General features: G+C 69.4%; 17 protein-coding genes. 9 read left to right on the top strand and 8 right to left on the bottom strand.

Features of this window, described 5'->3' with window-relative positions; genetic code table 11:
• Positions 1-32: 32 nt before the first annotated feature.
• The 8 genes from ACIQTX_RS08130 to ACIQTX_RS08095 all read left to right on the top strand — a co-directional run bounded on the left by ACIQTX_RS08130 (position 33) and on the right by ACIQTX_RS08095 (position 12,036).
• Positions 33-1,994, top strand: coding sequence for a dipeptide/oligopeptide/nickel ABC transporter permease/ATP-binding protein (locus ACIQTX_RS08130; RefSeq protein ID WP_402971037.1), 1,962 nt, complete (start codon positions 33-35; stop codon positions 1,992-1,994).
• On the top strand, positions 1,991-3,034 hold the full coding sequence (locus ACIQTX_RS08125; RefSeq protein ID WP_402971034.1) for an ABC transporter ATP-binding protein: 1,044 nt from the start codon (positions 1,991-1,993) through the stop codon (positions 3,032-3,034). Before ACIQTX_RS08130 ends, ACIQTX_RS08125 begins: the two co-directional genes overlap by 4 nt.
• A gap of 19 nt (positions 3,035-3,053) precedes the next feature.
• Positions 3,054-6,386, top strand: a complete 3,333-nt coding sequence (locus ACIQTX_RS08120) for a serine hydrolase (RefSeq protein ID WP_402971031.1) — start codon at positions 3,054-3,056, stop codon at positions 6,384-6,386.
• The gene (locus ACIQTX_RS08115) at positions 6,386-7,519 is read left to right on the top strand and encodes a M20 family metallopeptidase (RefSeq protein ID WP_402971028.1); all 1,134 of its coding nucleotides are present in this window, start codon (positions 6,386-6,388) and stop codon (positions 7,517-7,519) included. Before ACIQTX_RS08120 ends, ACIQTX_RS08115 begins: the two co-directional genes overlap by 1 nt.
• The gene (locus ACIQTX_RS08110) at positions 7,516-8,391 is read left to right on the top strand and encodes a GNAT family N-acetyltransferase (protein WP_402971025.1); all 876 of its coding nucleotides are present in this window, start codon (positions 7,516-7,518) and stop codon (positions 8,389-8,391) included. The genes ACIQTX_RS08115 and ACIQTX_RS08110 overlap by 4 nt, the downstream gene beginning before the upstream one ends.
• Positions 8,388-9,494, top strand: a complete 1,107-nt coding sequence (gene menC / locus ACIQTX_RS08105; protein WP_402971022.1) for an o-succinylbenzoate synthase — start codon at positions 8,388-8,390, stop codon at positions 9,492-9,494. The genes ACIQTX_RS08110 and menC overlap by 4 nt, the downstream gene beginning before the upstream one ends.
• 123 nt (positions 9,495-9,617) lie before the next feature.
• On the top strand, positions 9,618-11,288 hold the full coding sequence (locus tag ACIQTX_RS08100) for a helix-turn-helix domain-containing protein (protein ID WP_402971019.1): 1,671 nt from the start codon (positions 9,618-9,620) through the stop codon (positions 11,286-11,288).
• 286 nt (positions 11,289-11,574) lie between these two features.
• On the top strand, positions 11,575-12,036 hold the full coding sequence (locus ACIQTX_RS08095) for an Lrp/AsnC family transcriptional regulator (protein WP_028504010.1): 462 nt from the start codon (positions 11,575-11,577) through the stop codon (positions 12,034-12,036).
• Between the two features lie 30 nt (positions 12,037-12,066).
• On the opposite strand, the gene ACIQTX_RS08090 is transcribed toward ACIQTX_RS08095, so the two are convergent.
• From ACIQTX_RS08090 to rsmA, 4 genes are all read right to left on the bottom strand, one after another.
• Positions 12,067-12,486, bottom strand: coding sequence for a hypothetical protein (locus tag ACIQTX_RS08090; protein ID WP_028504011.1), 420 nt, complete (start codon positions 12,484-12,486; stop codon positions 12,067-12,069).
• Positions 12,487-12,643: 157 nt separating this feature from the next.
• A complete protein-coding gene (locus ACIQTX_RS08085; protein WP_402971016.1) occupies positions 12,644-13,576 on the bottom strand; it encodes a 4-(cytidine 5'-diphospho)-2-C-methyl-D-erythritol kinase in 933 nt (310 codons plus the stop codon).
• Positions 13,577-13,583: 7 nt separating this feature from the next.
• Positions 13,584-14,651: an L-glyceraldehyde 3-phosphate reductase gene (mgrA, locus tag ACIQTX_RS08080; protein ID WP_105526734.1), complete on the bottom strand. Its 1,068-nt coding sequence runs from the start codon at positions 14,649-14,651 to the stop codon at positions 13,584-13,586.
• A 9-nt stretch (positions 14,652-14,660) separates the two neighbouring features.
• The gene (gene rsmA, locus ACIQTX_RS08075; RefSeq protein WP_402971013.1) at positions 14,661-15,542 is read right to left on the bottom strand and encodes a 16S rRNA (adenine(1518)-N(6)/adenine(1519)-N(6))-dimethyltransferase RsmA; all 882 of its coding nucleotides are present in this window, start codon (positions 15,540-15,542) and stop codon (positions 14,661-14,663) included.
• Positions 15,543-15,596: 54 nt separating this feature from the next.
• On the opposite strand from rsmA, the gene ACIQTX_RS08070 reads away from it, so the two are divergent.
• Positions 15,597-16,883 (top strand): MFS transporter, encoded by a 1,287-nt coding sequence (locus ACIQTX_RS08070; protein ID WP_402971010.1) that lies wholly within the window; start codon positions 15,597-15,599, stop codon positions 16,881-16,883.
• Here the strand turns inward: ACIQTX_RS08070 and ACIQTX_RS08065 are convergent.
• From ACIQTX_RS08065 to ACIQTX_RS08050, 4 genes are all read right to left on the bottom strand, one after another.
• A complete protein-coding gene (locus tag ACIQTX_RS08065) occupies positions 16,862-17,755 on the bottom strand; it encodes a TatD family hydrolase (RefSeq protein WP_402971007.1) in 894 nt (297 codons plus the stop codon). The two genes, ACIQTX_RS08070 and ACIQTX_RS08065, sit on opposite strands and share 22 nt — an antisense overlap.
• Before the next feature lie 17 nt (positions 17,756-17,772).
• Positions 17,773-19,350, bottom strand: a complete 1,578-nt coding sequence (metG, locus tag ACIQTX_RS08060) for a methionine--tRNA ligase (protein ID WP_105526960.1) — start codon at positions 19,348-19,350, stop codon at positions 17,773-17,775.
• A 63-nt stretch (positions 19,351-19,413) separates the two neighbouring features.
• Complete coding sequence (locus ACIQTX_RS08055; RefSeq protein WP_402971003.1) at positions 19,414-20,955, bottom strand: molybdopterin-dependent oxidoreductase; 1,542 nt, start codon at positions 20,953-20,955, stop codon at positions 19,414-19,416.
• 84 nt (positions 20,956-21,039) lie between these two features.
• The gene (locus tag ACIQTX_RS08050) at positions 21,040-22,209 is read right to left on the bottom strand and encodes a glycoside hydrolase family 1 protein (protein ID WP_402971000.1); all 1,170 of its coding nucleotides are present in this window, start codon (positions 22,207-22,209) and stop codon (positions 21,040-21,042) included.
• Between the last annotated feature and the right edge of the window lie 23 nt (positions 22,210-22,232).

Here is a 22,232-nt window from a genome sequence, read left to right as displayed (position 1 = left end):
TCCCCGAGCCCGCGATCCACCATCAGGGAGGCATGATGTCGGCACGCACGGCATGGTCAGGTATCGTCCGGTCGCCACTGGGGATCACCGCCCTCGCGCTGGTGCTGCTGGTCGCTCTCGGCGCGATCTTCGCCCCGATCATCTGGGGTGCCCAGGCGGAGCAGGTCAACCCCGCCGAGATCACCCAGGGACCCAGCGCCGCGCACCTCCTCGGCACCGACACTCTGGGACGCGACGTGCTCGCCCGCGTGCTGGTCGCCACCCGGCTCTCCGTGGTGCTCGCCGTGATCGCCGTGGTCATCGGCGTCGTCGCCGGAACCCTGCTCGGCACCGCGCCGTCGGTGCTCCCCCGCTGGGTCGGGCGCCCGATCGTCGGCTTCGTCAACATCGCGGTCGCCTTCCCCGGCCTCCTGCTCGCCCTGTTCTTCGCGGTCATCTTCGGGGTCGGCTCCACGGGCGCCGTGCTCGCGATCGGCTTCGCGATGGCTCCGCAGTTCGCCAGGCTCACCCAGACCCTGTCGGCGGCGATCGCGGGCCGCGACTTCATCTCCGCCGCACAGGTCGCCGGGGTCTCGCGCTTTCGCATCCTGATTCGGCACATCCTGCCGAACATCGGCGAGCCGCTCATCGTGAACGCGACTGTCGCGGCGGGCTCAGCACTGCTCGCCTTCGCCGGCCTGTCCTTCCTGGGCCTGGGCGTGCAGGTACCCGAATACGACTGGGGTCGCCTGCTCGGCGAGGGCCTGAACCGCATCTACCTGAACCCTGCGGCAGCCCTCGGACCCGCCGTGGCCGTCGTGATCGCCGGACTCGCGTTCAACCTCCTCGGCGAGACCGCGGCCGCAGCCCTCGGCGGACGATCGGCGCGTCGCAGCCATCGCCTCCCCGCCATCGCGCTCCCCGGCGCAGCCAAGCCCGCGCAGGTCGACGGTGAAGAAGTGGTGCTCCTCGTCGACGACCTGCGCGTCTCCTTCCCCACCCCCTCCGGCTGGGTCACCCCGGTGCGCGGCGTCTCGTTCACCGTCTCGCGCGGCGAGGCGATCGGCGTCGTCGGCGAATCCGGATCGGGCAAGAGCCTCACAGCCCTCGCCGCTGCCAGGCTCATCGAACGCCCCGGCCACGTCGACGCCGCCCAGCTGGACTTCTGCGGCACCCCGCTGCTGACCACGTCGGACCGCGCGGTACGGAGCCTCCTCGGCACCTCGCTCGCGATGGTGTTCCAAGACCCGATGACCTCGTTCAATCCGACCAGGCGGATCGGATCGCAGCTCGCCGAAGCCGCGTCCGAGCACCAGGACATCACGAAGAAGCAGGCCATGGACCGGGCGATCGAACGCCTGCAGTCGGTGCGGGTGCCTGCAGCCGCCCGCCGCGCCCACCAGTACCCGCACGAGTTCTCCGGCGGCATGCGGCAGCGGGCGATGATCGCCATGGGCCTCATGAACCATCCGCGGCTGATCATCGCCGACGAGCCCACCACCGCACTCGATGTGACCGTGCAGCGCCAGGTCCTGCAGCTCCTCGCCGGAGTGCGCCGCGACACCGGCGCCGCGATCCTGCTGATCAGCCATGACATCGCCGTGGTCGCGCAGACCTGCGACCGGGTGCTCGTGATGTACGCGGGCCGCATCGTGGAGGACCTGCCGGCGGCGACGCTGCACACCGACGCGCGGCACCCGTACACCCGGGCCCTGCTCGAGGTCGTGCCCGAGCTCGACGCCGACCGCAACGAGCCGCTCAAGATGATCCCCGGTCGTCCACCCGCACCAGGCGCCTTCCCGGTCGGCTGCGCATTCGCCGCCCGCTGCCCGCTCGCCACCGACGTCTGCCGCGAGAGCGACCCCGAGCTCGTGGCGGATGCCGAAGGGCACAGGGTCGCCTGCTGGCATCCGATCAGCGGCGAGGCACCGGTGCCGGTGACGATCGCCACGGCTGCTGATCAGACGGTTGCTGATGAGACGGCCGCAGAAGAGGAAGAGACGGTGCTGCGATGAGCGAACTGCGTTTCGAGCAGGTCAGCGTGCGCTACGGCACGCATCGGGCAGGTCTCACCGCCGTCGACGATGTCTCCCTCGTCGTCCCGTCCGGATCGGTCGTAGGACTCGTAGGCGAGTCAGGGTCGGGCAAATCGACGCTGGCCCGCGCGGCGATCGGCCTCGCCCCGATCAGCGAGGGCTCGATCACGCTCGACGGCGTGGATGTGCGCAGTTTCCGCCGTCGCCGTCCGATCCAGATGGTGTTCCAGGATCCCTTCTCCTCGCTCGACCCGCGCATGACGATCGGCGAGTCGATCGCCGAGGCCCTCCCCCGCGACATCCGCGGTGCAGTGGCCCGACGCGCCGAGGTGGCCCGTCTGCTCGACCTCGTCAGCCTCGACGCCGACCGCGCGCAGGCGCTCCCGTCCGCGCTCTCGGGCGGGCAGCGTCAGCGCATCGCCCTGGCCAGAGCACTCGCCGCCCGGCCCGAGGTCGTGATCGCCGACGAGATCACCTCGGCGCTCGACGTCTCCGTGCAGGGCTCGGTGCTCAACCTCGTGCGGGAGCTGCGTGGCGAGCTCGACCTCACGATGCTGTTCATCTCGCACAACCTCTCGGTCGTGCGGTATCTGAGCGATCACGTCGCGGTGATGTACCTCGGGCGCATCGTCGAGTTCGGGCCCACCGAGCAGGTGCTCGCCGACCCGCAGCACCCGTACACGCGGGATCTGCTCCAGGCCGCGCCCACCCGGCACGGGAACCTGCTGGCGGTCGACCCGCTCGCACCCGTCGATGTCGAGCCCGCCGATCCGCACGCGCCGCCCAGCGGATGCCGCTTCCACCCGCGCTGCCCGATCGGTCCGGCCGCACGACCCGACCGCCAGATCTGCGTGATCGCGGACCCTCCGCTGCCCTCTGGTACGGCGGGTGCGGCCTGTCATTTCGCCGGGACGCATGCCGACGCCGCACTCGGAACTGTGCCCACCTCCCAAAGCATCCCCCTGGTTTCGGCCGCGACCACAACACGGTCACCGCTCTCAGCGGACAGAGTGAACTGACCATCCGATTGGAGCTCTCATGAACCGCGTCACCGTCGACGAACTGCTCTCCGTCCGCACGCCCGAGCAGCCGACGCTGTCTCCGGACGGCACCCGCATCGCCTTCGTGCTGCGGACGACCGACCGCGACGGCGACCGCGAAACGCGCGCACTGTGGCAGGTGCCGACAGCCGGCGGAACCCCCGCTGTCTTGACCCACGCGACCGCGGACTCGACCCCGGTGTGGAGCCCCGACGGTTCGCAGCTCGCGTTCCTGCGGGCTCAAGACGGGCCGGCGCAGATCTGGGTGCTCCCGGCAGCCGGCGGCGAGGCGCGCGGGCTCACGAATCTTCCGCTCGGCGCGGGAGCACCGGCCTGGAGCCCTGACGGCACTCGAATCGCCTTCACCGCCCCGGTCGACAGCGCAGCCCTCCCCGGCGAGGGCGCCGACACGATCCTCGCTCGCCGCTCGGCACCGACAGCGACCGATCGCCTCGGCTACAAGGCCGACGGCGCCGGGAACCTGGGCACCCTCGTGCAGCAGCTGCACGTGCTCGATGTCTCCTCCGGCAAAGTCACAGTGCTCACCCACGGACGCTCCCACGCCTCCGACCCGTTCTGGTCGCCCGATGGCACTCTCCTCGCCTACTCCACTAGCACCGACGACGACGCGGATCTGACGATGCGGATCCCGGTGTTCGTGCGCTCCTCGACCGACCCGAACAGCGAGGCCGTGCGGGTCAGCGCCGCAGACGTGCAGGCGACGGCCGTGGGCTGGACTCCGGACGGACGCCATGTCGTCGCAGCCGGACGCACCGACACCGAGGTCGGCAACGCCGGTCTCCTGCTGTTCCCGACAGACGGCGGTGAGGCGCTGGACCTCACGGGCGAGCTCGACCGCAACGTCATGCCCGGAGGCCCCGGCTACCCGGGCGGGATGCCGCAGTTCGCGGACACCGGGGACATCGTGTTCTGCCTGCGCGACAACGGGTACTCGCACGTGTACCGCGTCTCGCAGGACGGTACCGGCGCCGTTTCGCTCGTCGACGGCACCGCGAACGTCTCCGGCCTGTCGGTAGCCTCCTCTTCCGCGGCGATCGTGCTCGCCACCCCGGAGTCGTTCGGTGACATCGCGCTCGTGGACCTCGCCGACGGGACGACGCGTGTGCTCACCGAGTACGGCACCCCCGACTTCGACCTCGTCCCCGCCGAGGAACGCCGTTTCACGATCTCCGACGGCACGGTCGTCACGGGGTGGCTGCGGCGCGATCCCGATGCCACCGGTCCTCTGCCGCTGCTGCTGGACATCCACGGCGGTCCGCACAACTCGTGGAACGGCGCCGCCGACCTCATCCATCCCTATCACCAGGTGCTCGCGCGTCGCGGGTGGGCCATCCTCACCCTCAACCCCCGTGGCAGCGACGGCTACGGCGACGCGTTCTTCTCCGCCGTGTCCGGCGGCTGGGGTGTCAACGACGTGAACGACTTCCTCGAGCCGATCGACCAGCTGGTGGCCGAGGGCATCGCCGATCCGACACGACTGACCGTCACCGGCTACAGCTACGGCGGCTTCATGACCTGCTTCCTCACATCTCGCGACGACCGCTTCGCCGCGGCTGTGGGCGGAGGCGTGGTCACCGACCTCTTCTCCATGGGCGGCACTTCCGACTTCGGCCACTACCTCTCGGCGAAGGAGAACGGCGGTCTGCCGTGGCGCGACGAGGAGCGCATCTCGGCGCAGTCGCCGTTCACTCAGGTCGACCAGGTCGACACGCCGACGCTCATCCTGCAGGGCGCGGCCGACGATCGCTGCCCCGTCGGCCAGGCCGAGCAGTGGTTCACCGCACTGCGCGAGCGCGGGGTGCCGACGCGGCTCGTGCTCTACCCCGGTGGTTCGCACCTGTTCCTGCTCTCCGGCCCGCCCTCGCACCGTGCCGACTACTCGCAACGCGTGATCGACTGGGTCGAGCAGTACGCACCGCCCGCCGGCAAGCCCGTGCGCGCGCGCCTCGATGCCCGGCATTGGCAGCAGCGGCTCAGTGCTCTGGCCGAAGCCCACAAGGTTCCGGGTGCGACGCTGGGCATCCTCCGCCTCGGCGAAGAACCCGTATATGCGCATCACGGCATACTCAACGTGCGCACCGGCATCCAGGCGACCGACGACTCGGTGTTCCAGATCGGCTCGATGGGCAAGGTGTGGACCGCGTCCGTGGTGATGCGGCTCGTCGATGAGGGCAAGCTCGACCTCGACGCCCCGATCGTCGACTACCTGCCGGAGTTCTCCTCCTCCGACCCCGAGGTCACCCGCACCGTGACGATGCGCCACCTGCTCAGCCACACCAGCGGGATCGACGGCGATGTCTTCACCGACACCGGCCGTGGCGACGACACGCTCGAGAAGTACGTCGCACTGCTCGACGGCGTCGCCCAGAACCACCCGCTGGGTGCGACCATGTCGTACTGCAATTCGGGATTCGTGCTCGCCGGACGGGTGATCGAGAAGATCACCGGCACCAGCTGGGACCAGGCGATGCGCGATCAGCTCTTCACCCCGCTCGGGCTCACGCATTCCTGCACCCTCCCGGAGGAGGCGATCATGTTCCGGGCCGCGAGCGGTCACACCGAGGTCGGCGACGACGGCCCGACCCTCGCGCCTGCCTGGATGCTCCCGCGCTCGATGGGGCCGGCCGGTCTCATCAACTCGACGACCGCCGATGTGCTCGCATTCGCCAGGATGCACCTGACCGGCGGGCTCGCCGCCGACGGCACCCGGGTGCTCTCCGAAGCCAGCGTGCGACGGATGCAGCAGCACGAGGTCGACGTGCCCGACCCGTACTCGATCGGCGACAGCTGGGGCATCGGTTGGATCCTCTTCGACTGGGAGGGTCGCAAGCTCATCGGCCACGACGGCAACACGATCGGACAGTCGTCGTTCCTGCGCATCCTCCTCGATGAGGGCGTGGCCGTAACCCTGCTCTCCAACGGCGGCAACACCCGCGACCTGTACGACGCGCTGTTCGGAGAGATCTTCGCCGAGGTCGCTGACCTGCAGATCCCCGCCGGTCTCGTTCCGCCGGAAGAGCCCTTCGCCGATGACTTCTCGGAGTACGAGGGCGTCTACGATCGGGCGGGCGTGCGCACCGAGATCTTCCGCGACGACGACGGGCTGCGCATGCGCACGACGCTCAACGGACCCCTCGCGGCCCTCCTCCCCGACCCGGTGCAGGAGCATCCGCTGGTGCCTGTCCGCGCCGGCGAGTTCGTGATGCGCACGGAGGGCGAGCAGGCCTGGCATGCCGTGGTGTTCTACTCCCTGCCCAGTGGCGAGCGCTATCTGCACCACGGTGTCCGCGCGGCGCCGAAGGTGTCGTGATGACCGTGCAGGCGGACGTGGACCTCGACCTGGTTCTCGCCGACATCGAGACCCTCGTCTCCTGCGAGTCGCCGTCCGACGACCTCGACGCGGTCGCCCGGAGCGCCGAGGTCGTCGCAAGCCTCGGCGAACGGCTGCTGGGCGTCGGGCCCGAGCGCATCGTGATCGACGGACGCACGCACCTGCGTTGGCGGTTCGGCGAGCCCGCCGTGTTGGTCCTCGGACACCACGACACCGTCTGGCCGCTCGGCTCGCTGCAGCGGCTGCCGTTCCGCATCGAAGACGGCGTGCTCCGTGGCCCCGGATGCTTCGACATGAAGACCGGCGTCGTGATGGCCCTGCACGCCGTGGCGGCGCTGCCTGATCGCACCGGCGTCAGCATCCTGATCACGGGCGACGAGGAGCTCGGCTCCCCCAGTTCGCGCACGTTGATCGAGCAGGAGGCGCTCGGCTGCGCCGCGACCTTCGTGCTCGAGGCCTCGGCCGACGGCGGAGCTGTGAAGATCGCGCGCAAGGGCGTGTCGCTCTATCGGGTGCATGTCTCCGGCCGGGCGGCTCACGCCGGGCTGGAACCGGAACGCGGGGTGAACGCCGCGATCGAGACGGCCCACCTTCTCCTCGCGATCGCCGAGCTCGGTGATCAAGCCGTGGGCACCAGCGTGACCCCCACGCTCGTGCGGGCCGGCAGCACCACGAACACGGTGCCGGCAGCGGCGGAGTTCGCGATCGATGTCCGCGTGCGCACCATCGCGGAGCAGGCGAGGGTCGATGCGGCTCTCCGCGCGATCCCGGCCACGCTCCCCGGCGCGTCCGTGCGCGTGGAGGGCGGCGCGAATCGTCTGCCGATGGAGCCCGACTCCTCGGCGGAGCTCTTCGCCAAGGCCGTGACGATCGCCGAGAGCGTCGGACTGGCGCCGTTCGCGGGCGTCGCGGTGGGCGGAGCCTCCGACGGCAACTTCACCGCCGGAATCGGCGTGCCGACCCTCGACGGCTTGGGTGCGGTGGGTGGCGGCGCGCACGCCGACGACGAGCACGTGGTCGTCGCGATGATCCCCGAGCGCATCCTGCTGCTGCAGGGACTGATCTCCTCGGCGCTGGCCGGTCGAGAAGCGCCGGCCGGAGGAAGGGCATGAGCATGACGGATGCCGCAGCTTTCAGCGCCTCACCGCAGGAGGCCGCCGATGCGGCGAGCGCTGCCGCGTCGATGGCGGGGGTGGAGATCCGACTGCTCGAGGATGTGGGCGACTTCGCCAGGGTCGCCGACCTGTTCCAGAGCATCTGGACCAAGGAGGGCGAGAACTCGCCCGTGAACGTCGAGACGCTGCGCGCACTGTCGAAGGCCGGCAGCTACGTGGGCGGGGCGTTCGAGGACGACGAGCTGGTCGGCGCCTGCTTCGGGTTCTTCGCTGCCCCCGATCAGCGCGCCCTGCACAGTCACATCGCCGGCGTCTCCTCACGGATGCGCGGGCGCAGCGTCGGCTTCGCCCTGAAGGTGCATCAGCGCGCCTGGGCGATGGAGGAGGGGCTCGACGAGATCTCCTGGACGTTCGATCCGCTCATCAGCCGGAACGCGCACTTCAACCTCGTGAAGCTGGCCGCGACGCCGACGTCGTACCACCGCAACTTCTACGGACACATGGCCGATGCCCTCAACGGGGCCGACGACACCGACCGGATGCTGGTCACCTGGTATGTGCGCGATCCCCGGGTCGTCGCCGCCTGTCACGGGGAGCCGGCCGTCGCGGGCGAAGACATCGCCACCGCCGAGCCGCTGCTCAGCGTGGGCGAGGATCTCGGGCCGCTCCGGCATCGCACCGACGCGCGCCTCGTGCGGGTGGCGCTGCCGCGCGACATCGAGACCCTGCGCCTCACCGAGCCCGCACGGGCGACCGCCTGGCGTCTGGCGCTGCGCGAGACGCTCGGATCATCGCTGGAGGGTGGCGGGCGCGTGCTCTCGTTCGACCGTTCCGGCGCGTACACCATCGACAGAGGAGAACAGGGATGAAGCTCACCGGATTCGAGCTGCGTGTGATCGAGATGCCGCTGGTGTCGCCGTTTCGGACATCGTTCGGCGTGCAGACCGTGCGTGAGGCGCTGGTGGTCAGGGCGGTCACCGACGAGGCGGAGGGCTGGGGCGAGGGCGTCGCGATGAACGACCCGCTGTACTCCTCCGAGTACGTCGAGGCGAGTGTCGATGTGATCACCCGATTCCTGCTGCCGGCGCTCGCGCAGGTGAAAGACCTGGATGCCGCAGGAGTCGCTCCGGCGCTCGCGAAGTTCAAGGGGCACCGGATGTCGAAGGCCGCCGTCGAGCTGGCGATCCTCGACGCGGAGCTGCGGGCCGCCGGGGTGCCGCTCTCGCGCGAACTCGGAGCCGTGCGCGACCGGGTCGGCTGCGGTGTCTCGGTCGGCATCATGGACTCCATCCCCGAACTGCTCGATGCTGTGGGCGGCTACCTCGACGAGGGGTACGTGCGCATCAAGCTGAAGATCGAGCCGGGTTGGGACATCGACCCCGTGCGCGCGGTGCGCGAGCGCTTCGGCGACGACGTGCTGCTGCAGGTCGACGCGAACACCGCCTACCACCGCGGTGATGCCCGACACCTCGCCAAGCTCGACCCGTTCGACCTGCTGCTGATCGAGCAGCCGCTCGACGAGGAGGATCTGCTCGGTCACGCGCAGCTCGCCAAGGCCATCACGACCCCGGTGTGCCTCGACGAGTCGATCGTCTCGGCCCGTGCCGCCGCGGATGCGATCGCGCTCGGCGCATGCTCGATCGTGAACATCAAGCCCGGCCGGGTCGGCGGCTACCTCGAGGCGCGTCGCATCCACGACGTGTGCGTGGCCAACGACATCCCGGTGTGGTGCGGCGGGATGCTGGAGACCGGGATCGGCCGCGCGGCGAACGTCGCGCTCGCAGCTCTCCCCGGATTCACGCTCCCCGGCGACACCTCGGGGTCCGGCCGCTACTACGCGCGCGACATCACCGAGCCGTTCGTCGTCGAGGACGGCACGCTCACGGTTCCCACAGGCCCCGGGATCGGCGTCACGCCCGACCCGGACGCGCTGGATGCCGTGACCGTGCGCACCGAGTGGATCACCTTCTGAACGGGGACTGACCTCCTCGTGGGGCACGATGATCCTGTCGAGATCGACCAAGAGTCGATACGATTTCGTCGTGCCCCACAGCTCCCCCACCGGCGGTCGCCCCCTAGCCTGGGCCCTGTGCTCATGTCAGTGACGACCAGGCCCCGCGCCAGCCTCGGCCGGGTCATCGAAGACCTCGGCAACACCCTGCTCGAGGTGGTGAGCGGTGCGGTCGACGACGACGCCGAGATCGAGACGGTCGTCATCCACGACGTCCTCGACGACGCGATGCCGATGCGAGGCGCACTCGTGCTCGGCGTCGGACTGAGCGATCCCGACGAGATCGCAGACCTGTTGCGGACCCTCGCCGCCCAGCACGCCTCAGCCCTCGTGCTGCGCGCCCCGGTGCGGGCGGAGCAGCCGGTCCGCGAAGCCGCCGAAGCCACCGGCATCCCGGTCCTCGCCCTCACCCGAGGGGCTTCGTGGGCGCAGCTGGCGGCGATGCTGCGGTCGCTCATCGCCGAGGGCGACGTCGGCGATCAGGCGGCCACGACGCTGGGTGGCATGCCCTCCGGCGACCTCTTCGCCCTCGCGAACGCGATCGCCACCCTGCTGAACGCCCCGGTCACGATCGAGGACCGCAACTCGCGGGTCGTCGCCTTCTCGGGGCGCCAGCACGAAGCCGACCCCGCGCGCATCGAGACCGTGCTCGGACGGCAGGTGCCCGAGCGGTTCGCCCGCCAGCTCGAGGAGCGAGGCGTCTTCCAGGAGCTGTACCGTAGCGAGGATCCGATCGACGTGGGTCCGGTGCTCAACACCGAGGGCCTCCCCTCCTTCCCCCGCGTCGCGCTGGCGGTGCGCGCAGGCGATGAGATCCTCGGGTCGATCTGGGCCGCGGTGCAGGAGCCGCTCTCCCCCGATCGCGTGCGGGCGCTCAAAGACTCCGCCGGCCTCGTGGCCCTGCACATGCTGCGCCTGCGAGCGGGTGCCGACGTCGAGCGCCGACTGCGTGCCGACCTGCTCGCCACGATCCTCGAGGGAGGGCCGGGTGCTGCGGATGCCACGGCCCGGCTGCGTCTGAGCGATCACCGCTGCGTGGTGCTCGCACTTTCCGCCGCGGAGGAGGCCGACGACGAGCCCTCAGCCGGAGCCCGCGGAGTGGCCGAGCGGCAGCGGATCGCCGACGCCTTCGCCGTGCACCTCGGTGCCGTGTACCTCCGCTCGGCCGTGGCAGTCATCGGCAACGTCGTGTACGCGGTCGTCGGCATCCGCCCTGAGCAGGGTGATGCCGACACCGACGTCGAACGCAGCGATGCGGACAGCCGCGCCGCACGCGTAGCGACCGACTTCCTCGGACGCCTCGGGTCGACCAGCGAGATCCGCATCGGCGTCGGCACCGTGGCGGATGACGCGGCCGTCATCCCGTCATCGCGCGCGAACGCCGACCGGGCGCTCCGGGTGGTCCGCCAGGCGCCCTCGCGCGAACCCGTCGCACGGTTCACCGCCGTGCAGATGGAGGCGCTGCTGGTCGAGCTCGGTGACCTCGTCCGGGCCCGCGGCGATCAGCCCACCGGTCCCGTCGCGCAGCTGTTGGCGCAGGACAGGGAGAAGGGCACGCATCTGGTGGAGACGCTGCGGGCCTGGCTCGACGCCTTCGGTGATGTCGCGGTGGCCGCGGCACGGGTCTACACGCACCCCAACACGTTCCGATACCGGCTGCGCCGACTGTCGGAGATCAGCGGACTCGATCTGACCGATCCGGAAGCCCGGTTCTCGGCCATGGTTCAGCTGCGCCTGCTCGTTCCCCACGACTGACACGCGGACGATACTGACATCAGGGGATTGTGCCTGCCCCGCCCCCTTGCTCAACGAGGCTGCTGCGGGGACGGGGCCGGCTGAGGCTCGTGGCCCGTCGCCGTCTGCACTCGGCTCGTACGGCTCGTGGCCCCGGCGATCGAGTGCGCGTGGTGTCCGCTCGTGACCGACATCCTGCGTATCTGACACTCATCTCAACACACGGCGATCATTCAGACCATAGAGTGAGTTCTGATTGATCGATCCGATCAGTCGCGACCCCGCGACGAAGGCGACGGTGATCGGAATGGCCAACCTCGATGAGACCGACCGGAGGATCCTCACGGTCCTCGACACCGACCCCCGGCGCCCCGTGGCCCTGATCGCCCAGGACCTGAACCTCGCCCGCGGCACAGTGCATGCTCGGCTCGACCGACTCGAATCCGGCGGGTACCTGCGCGCGCACAGCTCCCGCATCCTCCCGCAGGCACTGGGTCGCGGTGTCGCGGCCTCGATCCTGGTCGAGCTCGATCAGCATCAGATCACCGCCGCGATCGACGCGCTCAGCGGGGTCCCCGAGGTGCTGGAGTGCTTCGCCCCCGCCGGCGACACCGACCTGCTGCTGCGCGTCGTCGCGAAGAGCCCTGAAGACCTCTACCGCGTCGCCGAGGTCGTGCGCCTGTGCCCCGGCATCCTCCGCACCTCGACGAGCCTGTTCCTGCGCGAAGTCATCCCGTACCGGGTGAGCGCACTGCTGCAGGCGGAGTAACAGCGCCCAGAGAGGTCTCGGCCTGAGCGATCAGGTCCGTGGCGCGAGCCCGGCGTAGAGCAGCGCGCCGCTCTGCGGGTCGTTCATGACCAACACCTGCTCCCCCACCCGCGGGATCTCGAGACGGGAGACGAGCGCCTGGACCGCGACCGCCTGCGCGCCGAGCTGCAGAGTGAGCACGACGTGCGGGTTGTCGTTCACCGTCTGGCCCGTGTCCTGCAACCCCAGCACCGTCACGGTCTGGGTCGGCACGCCGGCCGCCCGCAATGCCGCGACGTGCTCGGCCTGGTGGATCGACGAGGTCGCCTGCTGCATGGCCTCGGTGAACTCGCTCCCCATGAACGCCTTGGTCATCTTGCCCATGAAGCCCCGGCCCGCGGCGATGTCGTCGGCCATCTGCAGAGCCTCTTCCTGACGGTCCTGCGACGACTTCCTGTTGAAAAGTCCCATGATCACTCCTCCTGAACGATGCTTCCCTGATGGGTGTGACGCCAGGTTATTCAGGCGCCACGACTACCGATCACAGGAATCGATGAACACCGGATGAACCACGGATGCCGGAGCAGGGGGAAGGACGCCAGACGGATGCCGGCCAGAAGGGTATCTGTCAGCCGATGATGCGGGCGCCTGGAACGGGGCCATGCACGTGCAGTGGGTCGAACCCGGTCTCACGCAGGGAGGACTGCACGTCCTGCGCCGTCTCGGGATCGGGGCAGAGAAGGGCGACCGTGGGCCCGGAGCCCGACACGATGCCCTGCAGCGCACCCGCCGCGATCCCCTGCCGGATCGTCTCGGCGAGGTCGGGCCGCTCGTAGAGAGCCGCAGCCTGCAGGTCGTTGAAGAGCGTCTCGGCGAGCAGTGCCGGCTCACCCGACCGCAGCGCCTGGAGCACCGGGATCGGCACGTCGAGCGAGGGAAGCGGATCGTCGGCGAGCGCGCCCTCCTCCTCGCGCAGCAGATCGAGGCGCTCGTAGACCACGGGCGTCGAGAGCCCCTGCTCGCTGGGCACCAGGATCCAGTCGAAGCGTCCGCGCGCGAGCGCCGGATTGAGCTGATCGCCGCGCCCGGTGCCGACCGCCGTGCCACCGTGCAGCGCGAACGGCACATCGGCGCCGAGTCGGGCCGCGAGGTCATGCAGACGGACCTGAGACAGGCCCGTGCCCCACAGCGCGTCACAGGCGACGAGAGCGGCCGCGGCATCCGCCGAGCCGCCGCCCATGCCACCTGCGACAGGGACGCTCTTGCGGATCTCCAGGGCGACTCCACCCCGGTGATCCACGGCGACGGCGAGCAGCTTGGCCGCGCGCATCGCGAGGTTGCGGTCATCGAGCGGGACCGCATCGATGTCTTCCACACCGGAGACCGTCACGGAGAAGTCGTCGGCCGGGCGCGCGATCACATCCTCATAGAGGGAGACCGCCTGGAAGACCGTCGCCAGCGCGTGGTAGCCGTCGTCATGCCGCCCGCCGACCCCGAGGAAGACGTTGATCTTCCCCGGGGCGCGCACGTGCACGGAATCGGTGAACGCGGCATGGCTCATGATCGGGTCACAGCTCCGAGGACTTCGCCCACAGGTTGACGTCGATGGCTCCGGCGAGCTCGTCGATGCGGGCGAGCTCTTCCGATGTGAACTCGGGACCGTTCACAGCCGCGATGTTCTCATCGAGCTGCTCGGGCCGCGAGGCGCCGATCAGCGCGGAGGCCACCACGGGGTTGCGCAGCGTCCACTGCAGGGCGAGCTGCGCGAGCGACTGGCCACGCCCCTTCGCGACCTCGTTCAGCGAACGGAGCGTCTGCACGGCCTCGTCGGTCAGGTGCCCCTCGGGCAGCGAGCCGCGCTTCTGGGCACGCTCGGCAGTGCCGTCGCCGAGGTACTTGTCGGTGAGCAGCCCCTGCGCCAGCGGGGTGAAGGCGATCGCGCCCAGGCCCGTCTGCTCGAGGGTGTCGGTGAGGCCGTCTTCGACCCAGCGGTTCAGGATCGAGTAGGCCGGCTGGTGGATGACCAGCGGCGTGCCGAGATCTTTCGCCACCGCGACGGCCTCTGCCGTGCGCTCTGCACTGTAGGAGGAGATGCCGACGTAGAGAGCCTTGCCCTGACGCACGAGCGTGTCGAGCGCACCGACCGTCTCGGCGATCGGCGTCACGGGGTCGACCCGGTGCGAATAGAAGATGTCGACGTAGTCGAGGCCCATGCGCGTGAGCGACTGTTCGGCGCTGGCGAGGATGTACTTGCGGCTCGCGAAGTCGCCGTACGGGCCCGGCCACATGTCCCAGCCGGCCTTCGACGAGATGATCAGCTCGTCGCGGTACGGACGGAAGTCTTCGGCGAAGATGCGCCCGAAGTTCTTCTCGGCCGAGCCGTAAGGCGGACCGTAATTGTTGGCCAGGTCGAAGTGCGTGATGCCGCGATCGAACGCGTGGCGCAGCAGTGCGCGCTGGTTGTCGAGCGGGATGTTGTCGCCGAAGTTCCACCACAGCCCGAGTGAGATCGGGGGCAGGTAGAGGCCGGACGTGCCGACCTGACGGTAGGCGAACTGCTGGTAGCGGCTCTCGTCCGCGGCATACGGACGGTGCAGCTCGGGGACATCGGGGCGGAAGCGGGGGGACTCGGTCACGGTGCCAGATTACTGGGTGGGAGCGACATCGTCAGCGAGTACGTCGGCCGCAGCGGCCTGCTGCGCGATGCGCTGATAGTCCTCGACCGTGAGGTCTTCCCCCCGAGCCGTCGGTGCGACGCCCGCGGCGATCAGCACCTCGGATGCCACAGCCGAGCTGCCGAAGAGCCCGGACAGCGCCTGGCGGAGCATCTTGCGGCGCTGGTTGAACGCGGCGTCCACGATCTTGAACGTGCGGCGACGCTCGTCTTCCGTGCCGCGTTCCCCTTCGGAGCGGTCGAACCCGACGAGCAGGCTGTCGACGTTCGGCACCGGCCAGAACACCTGGCGGGACACGTTTCCGGAGAGCTTCCAGTCGCCGTACCATGCGGCCTTGACGCTGGGCGAGCCGTAGATCTTCGAGCCGGGCTTCGCGGCCAGCCGCTCGGCGACCTCGGCCTGGACCATCACGACACCGCGCTGCAGGTAGGCGAAGTTCTCGAGAAAGTGCAGCAGCACCGGCACCGAGACGTTGTACGGCAGGTTGGCCACCAACACGGTGGGCTCGCCCGGCAGCTCGGTGATGCGCAGCGCATCCGCATCGACGACCGTGAGACGGTCGGCCTCGACGCCGTGCTCGGCAGCGGTCTGCGCGAGGCGGGCCGCGAGGCGATGATCGATCTCGACGGCCGTGACCGATGCTCCGGTCTCGAGGATCGCGAGCGTCAGGGAGCCGAGCCCCGGACCGACCTCGACCACACGCTCATCCGGCTGCACGCGAGCGGCCGTCACGATCTTGCGGACGGTGTTCGCGTCGGTGACGAAGTTCTGGCCGAGCTTCTTCGTCGGGGTGACGTCGAGCTCGGCGGCGAGGCGGCGGATCTCGGTGGCGCCGAGCAGGGTGACGGTCATCCCCCCATTCTCCCCCACCAACCCGATGTCCCCCGCCGTCAGTAGTCTTCTCTGGTGCCTTCCCTCGGTGAACTCATCGCGCCCCGCCGCATGGGCCGAGACTTCCGCTGGCTGCTCGCGTCGTCGTGGACGAGCAACGTCGGCGACGGCGTCGCGCTCGCAGCTGCTCCCCTGCTCATCGCATCGATGACCTCATCGCCGATCCTGGTGGCGGCCGGTGCGATCCTGCAGTTCCTCCCGTGGCTCCTGTTCGGGCTGCACGCCGGCGCGATCGCCGACCGCTTCGACCGTCGGCGCCTGGTCATGTTCGCGAACGCCGCCAGGGCCGTGGTGCTCCTGGCGCTCTGCGTCTTCCTCGTCACCGGCGTCGCCAACATCTGGATCGTCCTCGCGGTCGCGTTCCTCTACGGCACCGCCGAGGTGTTCGTCGACACCGCGGGCAGCACACTGCTGCCGATGCTCGTCAAGCCCGCCGACCTCGGCATCGGCAATGCGCGTCTCCAGGCCGGATACCTGGTCGCGAACCAGTTCGCCGGCCCGCCGCTCGGCGCGTTCCTGTTCGCCGCCGGCACCGCCTGGCCGTTCCTGCTCGAGGTCGTGTGCGTGAGCTTCGCCGTCGTGCTCATATCCCGCATGGCGAAGACCCCCGTCCCACCGAGAGAGACCGACGCCCACCCTCCCGTGCACACCGACATCGCCGAGGGGCTCCGCTGGCTGTGGCGCAACCCGCCGGTGCGCATGCTGGTGCTCATCATCCTGGTGTTCAACATCACGTGGGCAGCTCCCTGGGGCGTGCTCGTGCTCTACGCCACCGAGCATCTGCACATGGGTGCGGTCGGCTACGGAGCGCTCACGACCGCATCGGCCGCTGGCGGCATCCTCGCCACCCTCAGCTTCGGATGGCTGGAGCGGCACGTCTCCTTCGCGACCCTGATGCGCGTGGTGCTCTCACTCGAGGTGCTCATGCACCTGTCGTTCGCGCTCACCACCGCCGGCTGGGTCGCCCTGGTCATCATGTTCTTCTTCGGCGCGTACGCGTTCGTCTGGGGCACGATCTCCACGACCGTACGACAGCGTCTGGTCCCCGCCGAGTTGCAGGGCCGGGTGGCGTCGGTGAACATGGTCGGGGTGTTCGGCGGCATGGTCATCGGGCAGGCACTCGGCGGCGTCATCGCCCAGGTGTGGGGACTCACCGCTCCCTGGTGGTTCGCGTTCGTCGGCGCCGCGCTCACGCTACTGCTGGTGTGGAAGCCCATCTCGCAGATCGTGAGCGCGAAGCCGGTCGCCGAGACCGGGCCGGAAGACGTCAAGCCCGAAAGTCAGTCGTCGAACGAACCGTAGACCCGCAGGGTGTTCTCGGCAAGCTGCGCGCACAGCTCATCGACGTCGATACCCAGCTCGGCCGCCATGAAGCGCACCGTGATCGGCACGAGGTACGGCGCATTCGGGCGGCCTCGCAGCGGCACCGGAGTGAGGAACGGGGCATCCGTCTCGACCAGGATGCGGTCGAGAGGGGTGACCCTCAGCGCATCGCGCAGGTTCTGGGCGTTCTTGAACGTGACGTTGCCCGCGAACGACAGGTGATACCCGGCATCGGCGCAGACGCGCGCCATCGCGTCATCGCCCGAGAAGCAGTGGAACACCGTGCGCTCCGGGGCGCCGACACGGGCGAGCGTCTCCAGCACCGCGTCGTGCGCGTCGCGGTCGTGGATCTGCATCGCGATGCCGTGCTTCTTCGCGAGGGCGATGTGCGCCTCGAACGACTCGAACTGCGGCGCCTGGCGCTCGGGCTCGGTGCGGAAGAAGTCGAGCCCCGTCTCGCCGATCGCCCTGGTGCGAGGGTGTGCGGCGAGCTCGTCGATCACCGCGATCGCCTCATCCAGACCGACACCGCCCAGACGCCCTTGCTCGGCATAGGTCGGCGCATCGTTCGGATGGATGGCGACGGCGGCGAGCACGCGGGAGTCGGATGCCGCAGCCTCGACCGCCCACCGCGACGACTCGATGTCACCCGAGGCCTGCACGACCCCGGCGATGCCGACGGCCGCCGCGCGGTCGAGTTGCTCGGTCAGAGACAGCGGCTCATCACCGTCGACGATCTCCAGGTGCGCATGGTTGTCGTACACCGCAACGGTCAGCGGCTCGGGGGCCGACGGATACTTCAGATCCTTGCGTCCGTCACCCGAGCGCTCGCGAACGTACGTATCTGCCATGTGTTTCAGACCTCGGCTCAGGCCGTGGGCTCCACCCGCGGGAACAGCGGCGCGAGGCCGTTGACGCTGGTGCCGGGGCGCAGCACTCCCCAGGCTCCGGCCTCACGGATCGGCTGGTCCTGCAGACGACCCAGGGTCTCGGCGGCGCCGATCGCGATCCAGAGCTTCTCGGTCGACTGGGGCATCACCGGCGAGAGCAGCACGGCGAGCGCGCGCAGGCCCTCGGCGCAGGTGTACAGCACGGTGCCCAGGCGCGCGCGCTGGTCTTCATCGCGGGCCAGGGCCCACGGCTCGTTCTCGGTGATGTAACCGTTCAGCGCGTCGACGATCGTCCAGATCGCCGAGATCGCCTCGTCGATGCGGAACTGCGCGATCGACGCATCCGCGTTCGCCGCAGCATCCGCCACGATCTTCTGGATCGTGAGGTCTTTCTCGGTGTACTCGGCCGCGGGCGGCACGATCCCCTCGAAGTACTTCTCGATCATGGCGGTGGTGCGCGAGGCGAGGTTGCCGAAGCCGTTCGCGAGCTCGGCCTGATAGCGGGCGGACAGGTCTTCCCACGAGAAGGAGCCGTCCTGGCCGAACGCGATCGCGGAGAGGAAGTAGTAGCGGTACGCGTCGGAGCCGAAGACGTCGGTGATCTCGGTCGGCGCGATGCCGGTGAGCTTCGACTTCGACATCTTCTCGCCGCCGACCAGCAGCCAGCCGTGCGCGAACACACCCTTGGGCACCTCGAGGCCGGCAGCCATCAGCAGCGCGGGCCAGATCACGGCGTGGAAGCGCAGGATGTCCTTGCCGACCACGTGGTACGCGGGCCAGCGGCGCTCGAACGTCTCTTCGTCAGAGCCGTAGCCGACGGCCGTTGCGTAGTTCAGCAGCGCATCGACCCACACGTAGATGACGTGCGACTCGTCCCACGGCAGCGGAATGCCCCAGTCGAAGGTCGAACGCGAGATCGACAGGTCTTTGAGACCCTGGCTCACGAACGACACGACCTCGTTGCGCGCCGAGTCGGGGCGCACGAAGTCGGGCTGCGTCTTGTACAGCTCGAGCAGACGGTCCTGGAACTCGCTCAGCTTGAAGAAGTAGTTCTTCTCCTGGAGCAGCTCGAGCGGCTTCGAGTGGATCGCGCAGACCTTCAGCCCCTCGAAGGGACCGGTGCCGTCGACGATCTCCGACTCGGGCTTGAACTCCTCGCAGCCCACACAGTAGAGGGCCTCGTACTCGCCCGCGTAGATGTAGCCGCGGTCGTACAGGCGCTGGAAGAACGTCTGCACGTTCGTCTCGTGTCGTTCCTGCGTGGTGCGGATGAAGTCGTCGTTGGCGACGTCGAGCGTCGTCAACAGCGGGAACCAGCTCTCGCTGACGAGCTTGTCGACCCACTCCTGCGGGGTGACGTTGTTCGCCGCAGCGGCCCGCAGCATCTTCTGGCCGTGCTCGTCGGTGCCCGTGAGCATCCAGGTGTCATCCCCCGCCTGGCGGTGCCACCGTGCGAGCGTGTCGACGGCCACCGTGGTGTACCCGTGGCCGATGTGAGGCACATCAGAGGGGTAGTAGATGGGCGTGGTGATGTAGAAGGATTCGCCTGCGGGCATGGAGCAATTCTAGGTGGGATACCGCGGGTGGTTACGCCGTTCGCACGCAGGCCCGCCCCGGGCTCACGCCACCGACACGTCGATGCGATGCCATCCCTGCGCACCGTCGGGCGCGGGGGCTGCCGGATCCGATGTCTGCGTCTCGCCATCGACACTGAGCGCCCGGCATTCGACGGTGTGCGCGCCACTCTCCGCCGTCCAATCGAGGCTCCACTGCACCCAGGTGTCGGCGGAGATGGCGGTCGCGAGGTCCGCAGCACGCCACGGACCGTCGTCGATGCGCACCTCGACCCCGGCGATGCCGACGTGCTGCTGCCAGGCCATCCCGGCGATCACCGCATCGCCCGCCTGGATCGATTGACCGCGCCGCGGCACGTCGATGCGCGACTGCAGCTTGATGGGTCCGTGATCAGACCATCCCCGTGTCGTCCAATAGGCCTTGGTGCGATCGAACCGCGTCACCTCCAGCTGTGTGACCCACTTGGTGGCGGACACGTAGCCGTAGAGCCCTGGCACCACCATCCGCACCGGGAAGCCGTGCTCGATCGGGAGCGGCTCACCGTTCATGCCGATCGCGAGCAGGGCATCGCGGTCATCGGTGAGCGCCTCGATCGGCGTCGAGGCTGTGAAGCCGTCGGCCGAGGTCGAGAGCACCATGTCGGCATCGGCGTCGACGCCCGCACGCGCGAGCAACTCCCGCACCGGGAGACCCAGCCAGCGGGCGTTGCCGATCAGCGATCCGCCGACCTCGTTCGACACGCAGGCGAGCGTCACGTCCGACTCCTGCATCGGCATCGCGAGCAGTTCGTCCCAGGTGATCTCCACCTCGCGGTCGACCATCCCGTGGATGCGCAGCGACCAGTCGGCCGGGTCTACCTGCGGGACGATCAGCGCGGTATCGATGCGGTAGAACTCCGCGTTCGGGGTCACGACGGGAGCGAGGCCGGGGATCGCCAGCTCCGCACCGGCAGGGACCGCCGCTGCCGCTCGTGCGGCCTTGGGCAGTCGCAGGGCGGCGCGAACCGCCTCGATCGAACGGCTCGCACCCCGTGCGACATTGCCGACGATGAGAGCGACGGCGCCCGCCGCGGCGACCCCTGCGGTCCACACGAGGAACCGCCTGCGATCTTCGTCATCGGGGCCGAGGCCTGCGACCGGACGCAGTCGGCGGATCAGCATGCGCAGGATCATCACCGCGACGAGACCTGCGACGAGACCGGGGAGCCACGCGAACGGCCCCGCGCCAGGGCGGATCATCGCGGCCACGACGGCGAGCGCACCGAGCGCGCCCAGGATCACCGCACCGATGCCGGATCGCCGAAGCTCCAGAATGCCGGCACCCGCGGCGACCACGACGAGCACCAGTGCGATGCCGACGATCAGGGCTGCCTTGTCGCCGGTGCCGAACAGCGCGATGGCCGTGTCTTTCGCCCAGCTCGGTGCGAGGTCGATGAGCCCGCTCCCGATCACGGCGAAGGGGCTCGCGCTCGGCTCCACCACCGCGGCGACGAGTTCGGCCAGGCCGACGGCGAGGAACGACGCGCTCAGGCCGGCAGCGGCCGACCTGAGCGTGTCTCCCCGCGTCGCGTGCATCGCGTGCGTCATGACCCGAGGCTAACCCTCCGGGCACGCCACGATTCACCGCAATTCTTACAAACCGCGGATCTCACGATCTTGAGTGCGTGTCGATCAGAGACCGTTGCGACGCGCGACCTCTCCGAGCCAGGCCAGCGAGGGCTTCGGCGAGCGCACGAAGGTCTCGTGGTCGAAGCCGATGAGGCCGAACGTGGGACGGAAGCCGCTGGCCCACTCGTAGTTGTCCAGTGCGCTCCAGTGCTGGTAGGCGCGCACGTCGATGCCGTCGGAGATCGCGCGGTGCAGACCTTCGAGCGCACCCTGCGTGTAGGCGATGCGACGCGTGTCGTCGGCGGTCGCGATGCCGTTCTCGGTCACGAGCACCGGCACTCCGCCGCTGCGCTCCCAGGCGCTGCGCACGCCCATCTCGAGAGCCTCGGGGAAGTACTCCCAGCCGGTCAGCGTGGTCTCGACATCAGCCGACACCGGGCGCGGACCCTCGGGGCCGATGAAGGTGCGCGTGTAGGCCTGCACGCCGACGAAGTCGTCGCCGGCCGACTGGTCGAGGTACCAGTGGTCGCGCGGGTCACCGTACGTGGCGAGCATCTCGTCGGCTCCGGGCTCACCGGTGGAGTGGAACGCCTGCGTGGCGATCGTCCATCCGGCCTTGACTCCCGGCACCGAATGCAGGATCTCGGTGGCACGGTGGTGCGCATCCAGCAGCGTGTCGGCCACGGCGAGGTCGGGGTTCGGGAGGCCGTAGGCGACGAGGTTCGCTGCATCCTCTCCCCCGGCGAGCATCGCGGCGATGTTCGGCTCGTTGATGGTGCACACGTAGTCGATGCCGTCGAGGATCGGGAGGACCGTCTCGACGTAGCGGGCGAACAGGTCGACCGCGTCGTCGGCACGCCAGAAGCCGTCCTTCTGGAACCACTGCGGCACCGTGAAGTGCATGAGCGTGACCGTGGGATCGAGCCCGTTCTCACGCGCCGTGTCGATCATGCGGCGGTAGTGGTCGAGCATCGCTCGCGAGACGAAGCCGCGCTCGGGCTCGATCCGCGCCCACTCCACCGAGAACCGGTAGGAGTTCAGCCCGGCCGCGGCAAGCAGCCGCATGTCCTCCGGGTAGCGATGGAAGTGATCGGCGGCGTCACCGGAGGGCTCCACCATGGGCGAGCCGGGCGCGTGTTCCATCGCCCACCAGTTGCTCGTGGTGTTGTTGCCCTCCACCTGGTGGGCCGCTGTCGCGGCACCCCACAGGAAGCCGTCGGGGAATGCGAGCACGAGTGCTCTCCTCTCTCTTGTGT

Origin of the sequence: Microbacterium sp. NPDC090281 (assembly GCF_044769635.1) — a bacterium.
In the GTDB taxonomy this organism is placed as follows: domain Bacteria; phylum Actinomycetota; class Actinomycetes; order Actinomycetales; family Microbacteriaceae; genus Microbacterium.
The sequence above is the reverse complement of the archived record's forward strand: the minus strand, read 5'-3'. Positions and strand labels throughout refer to the sequence as shown.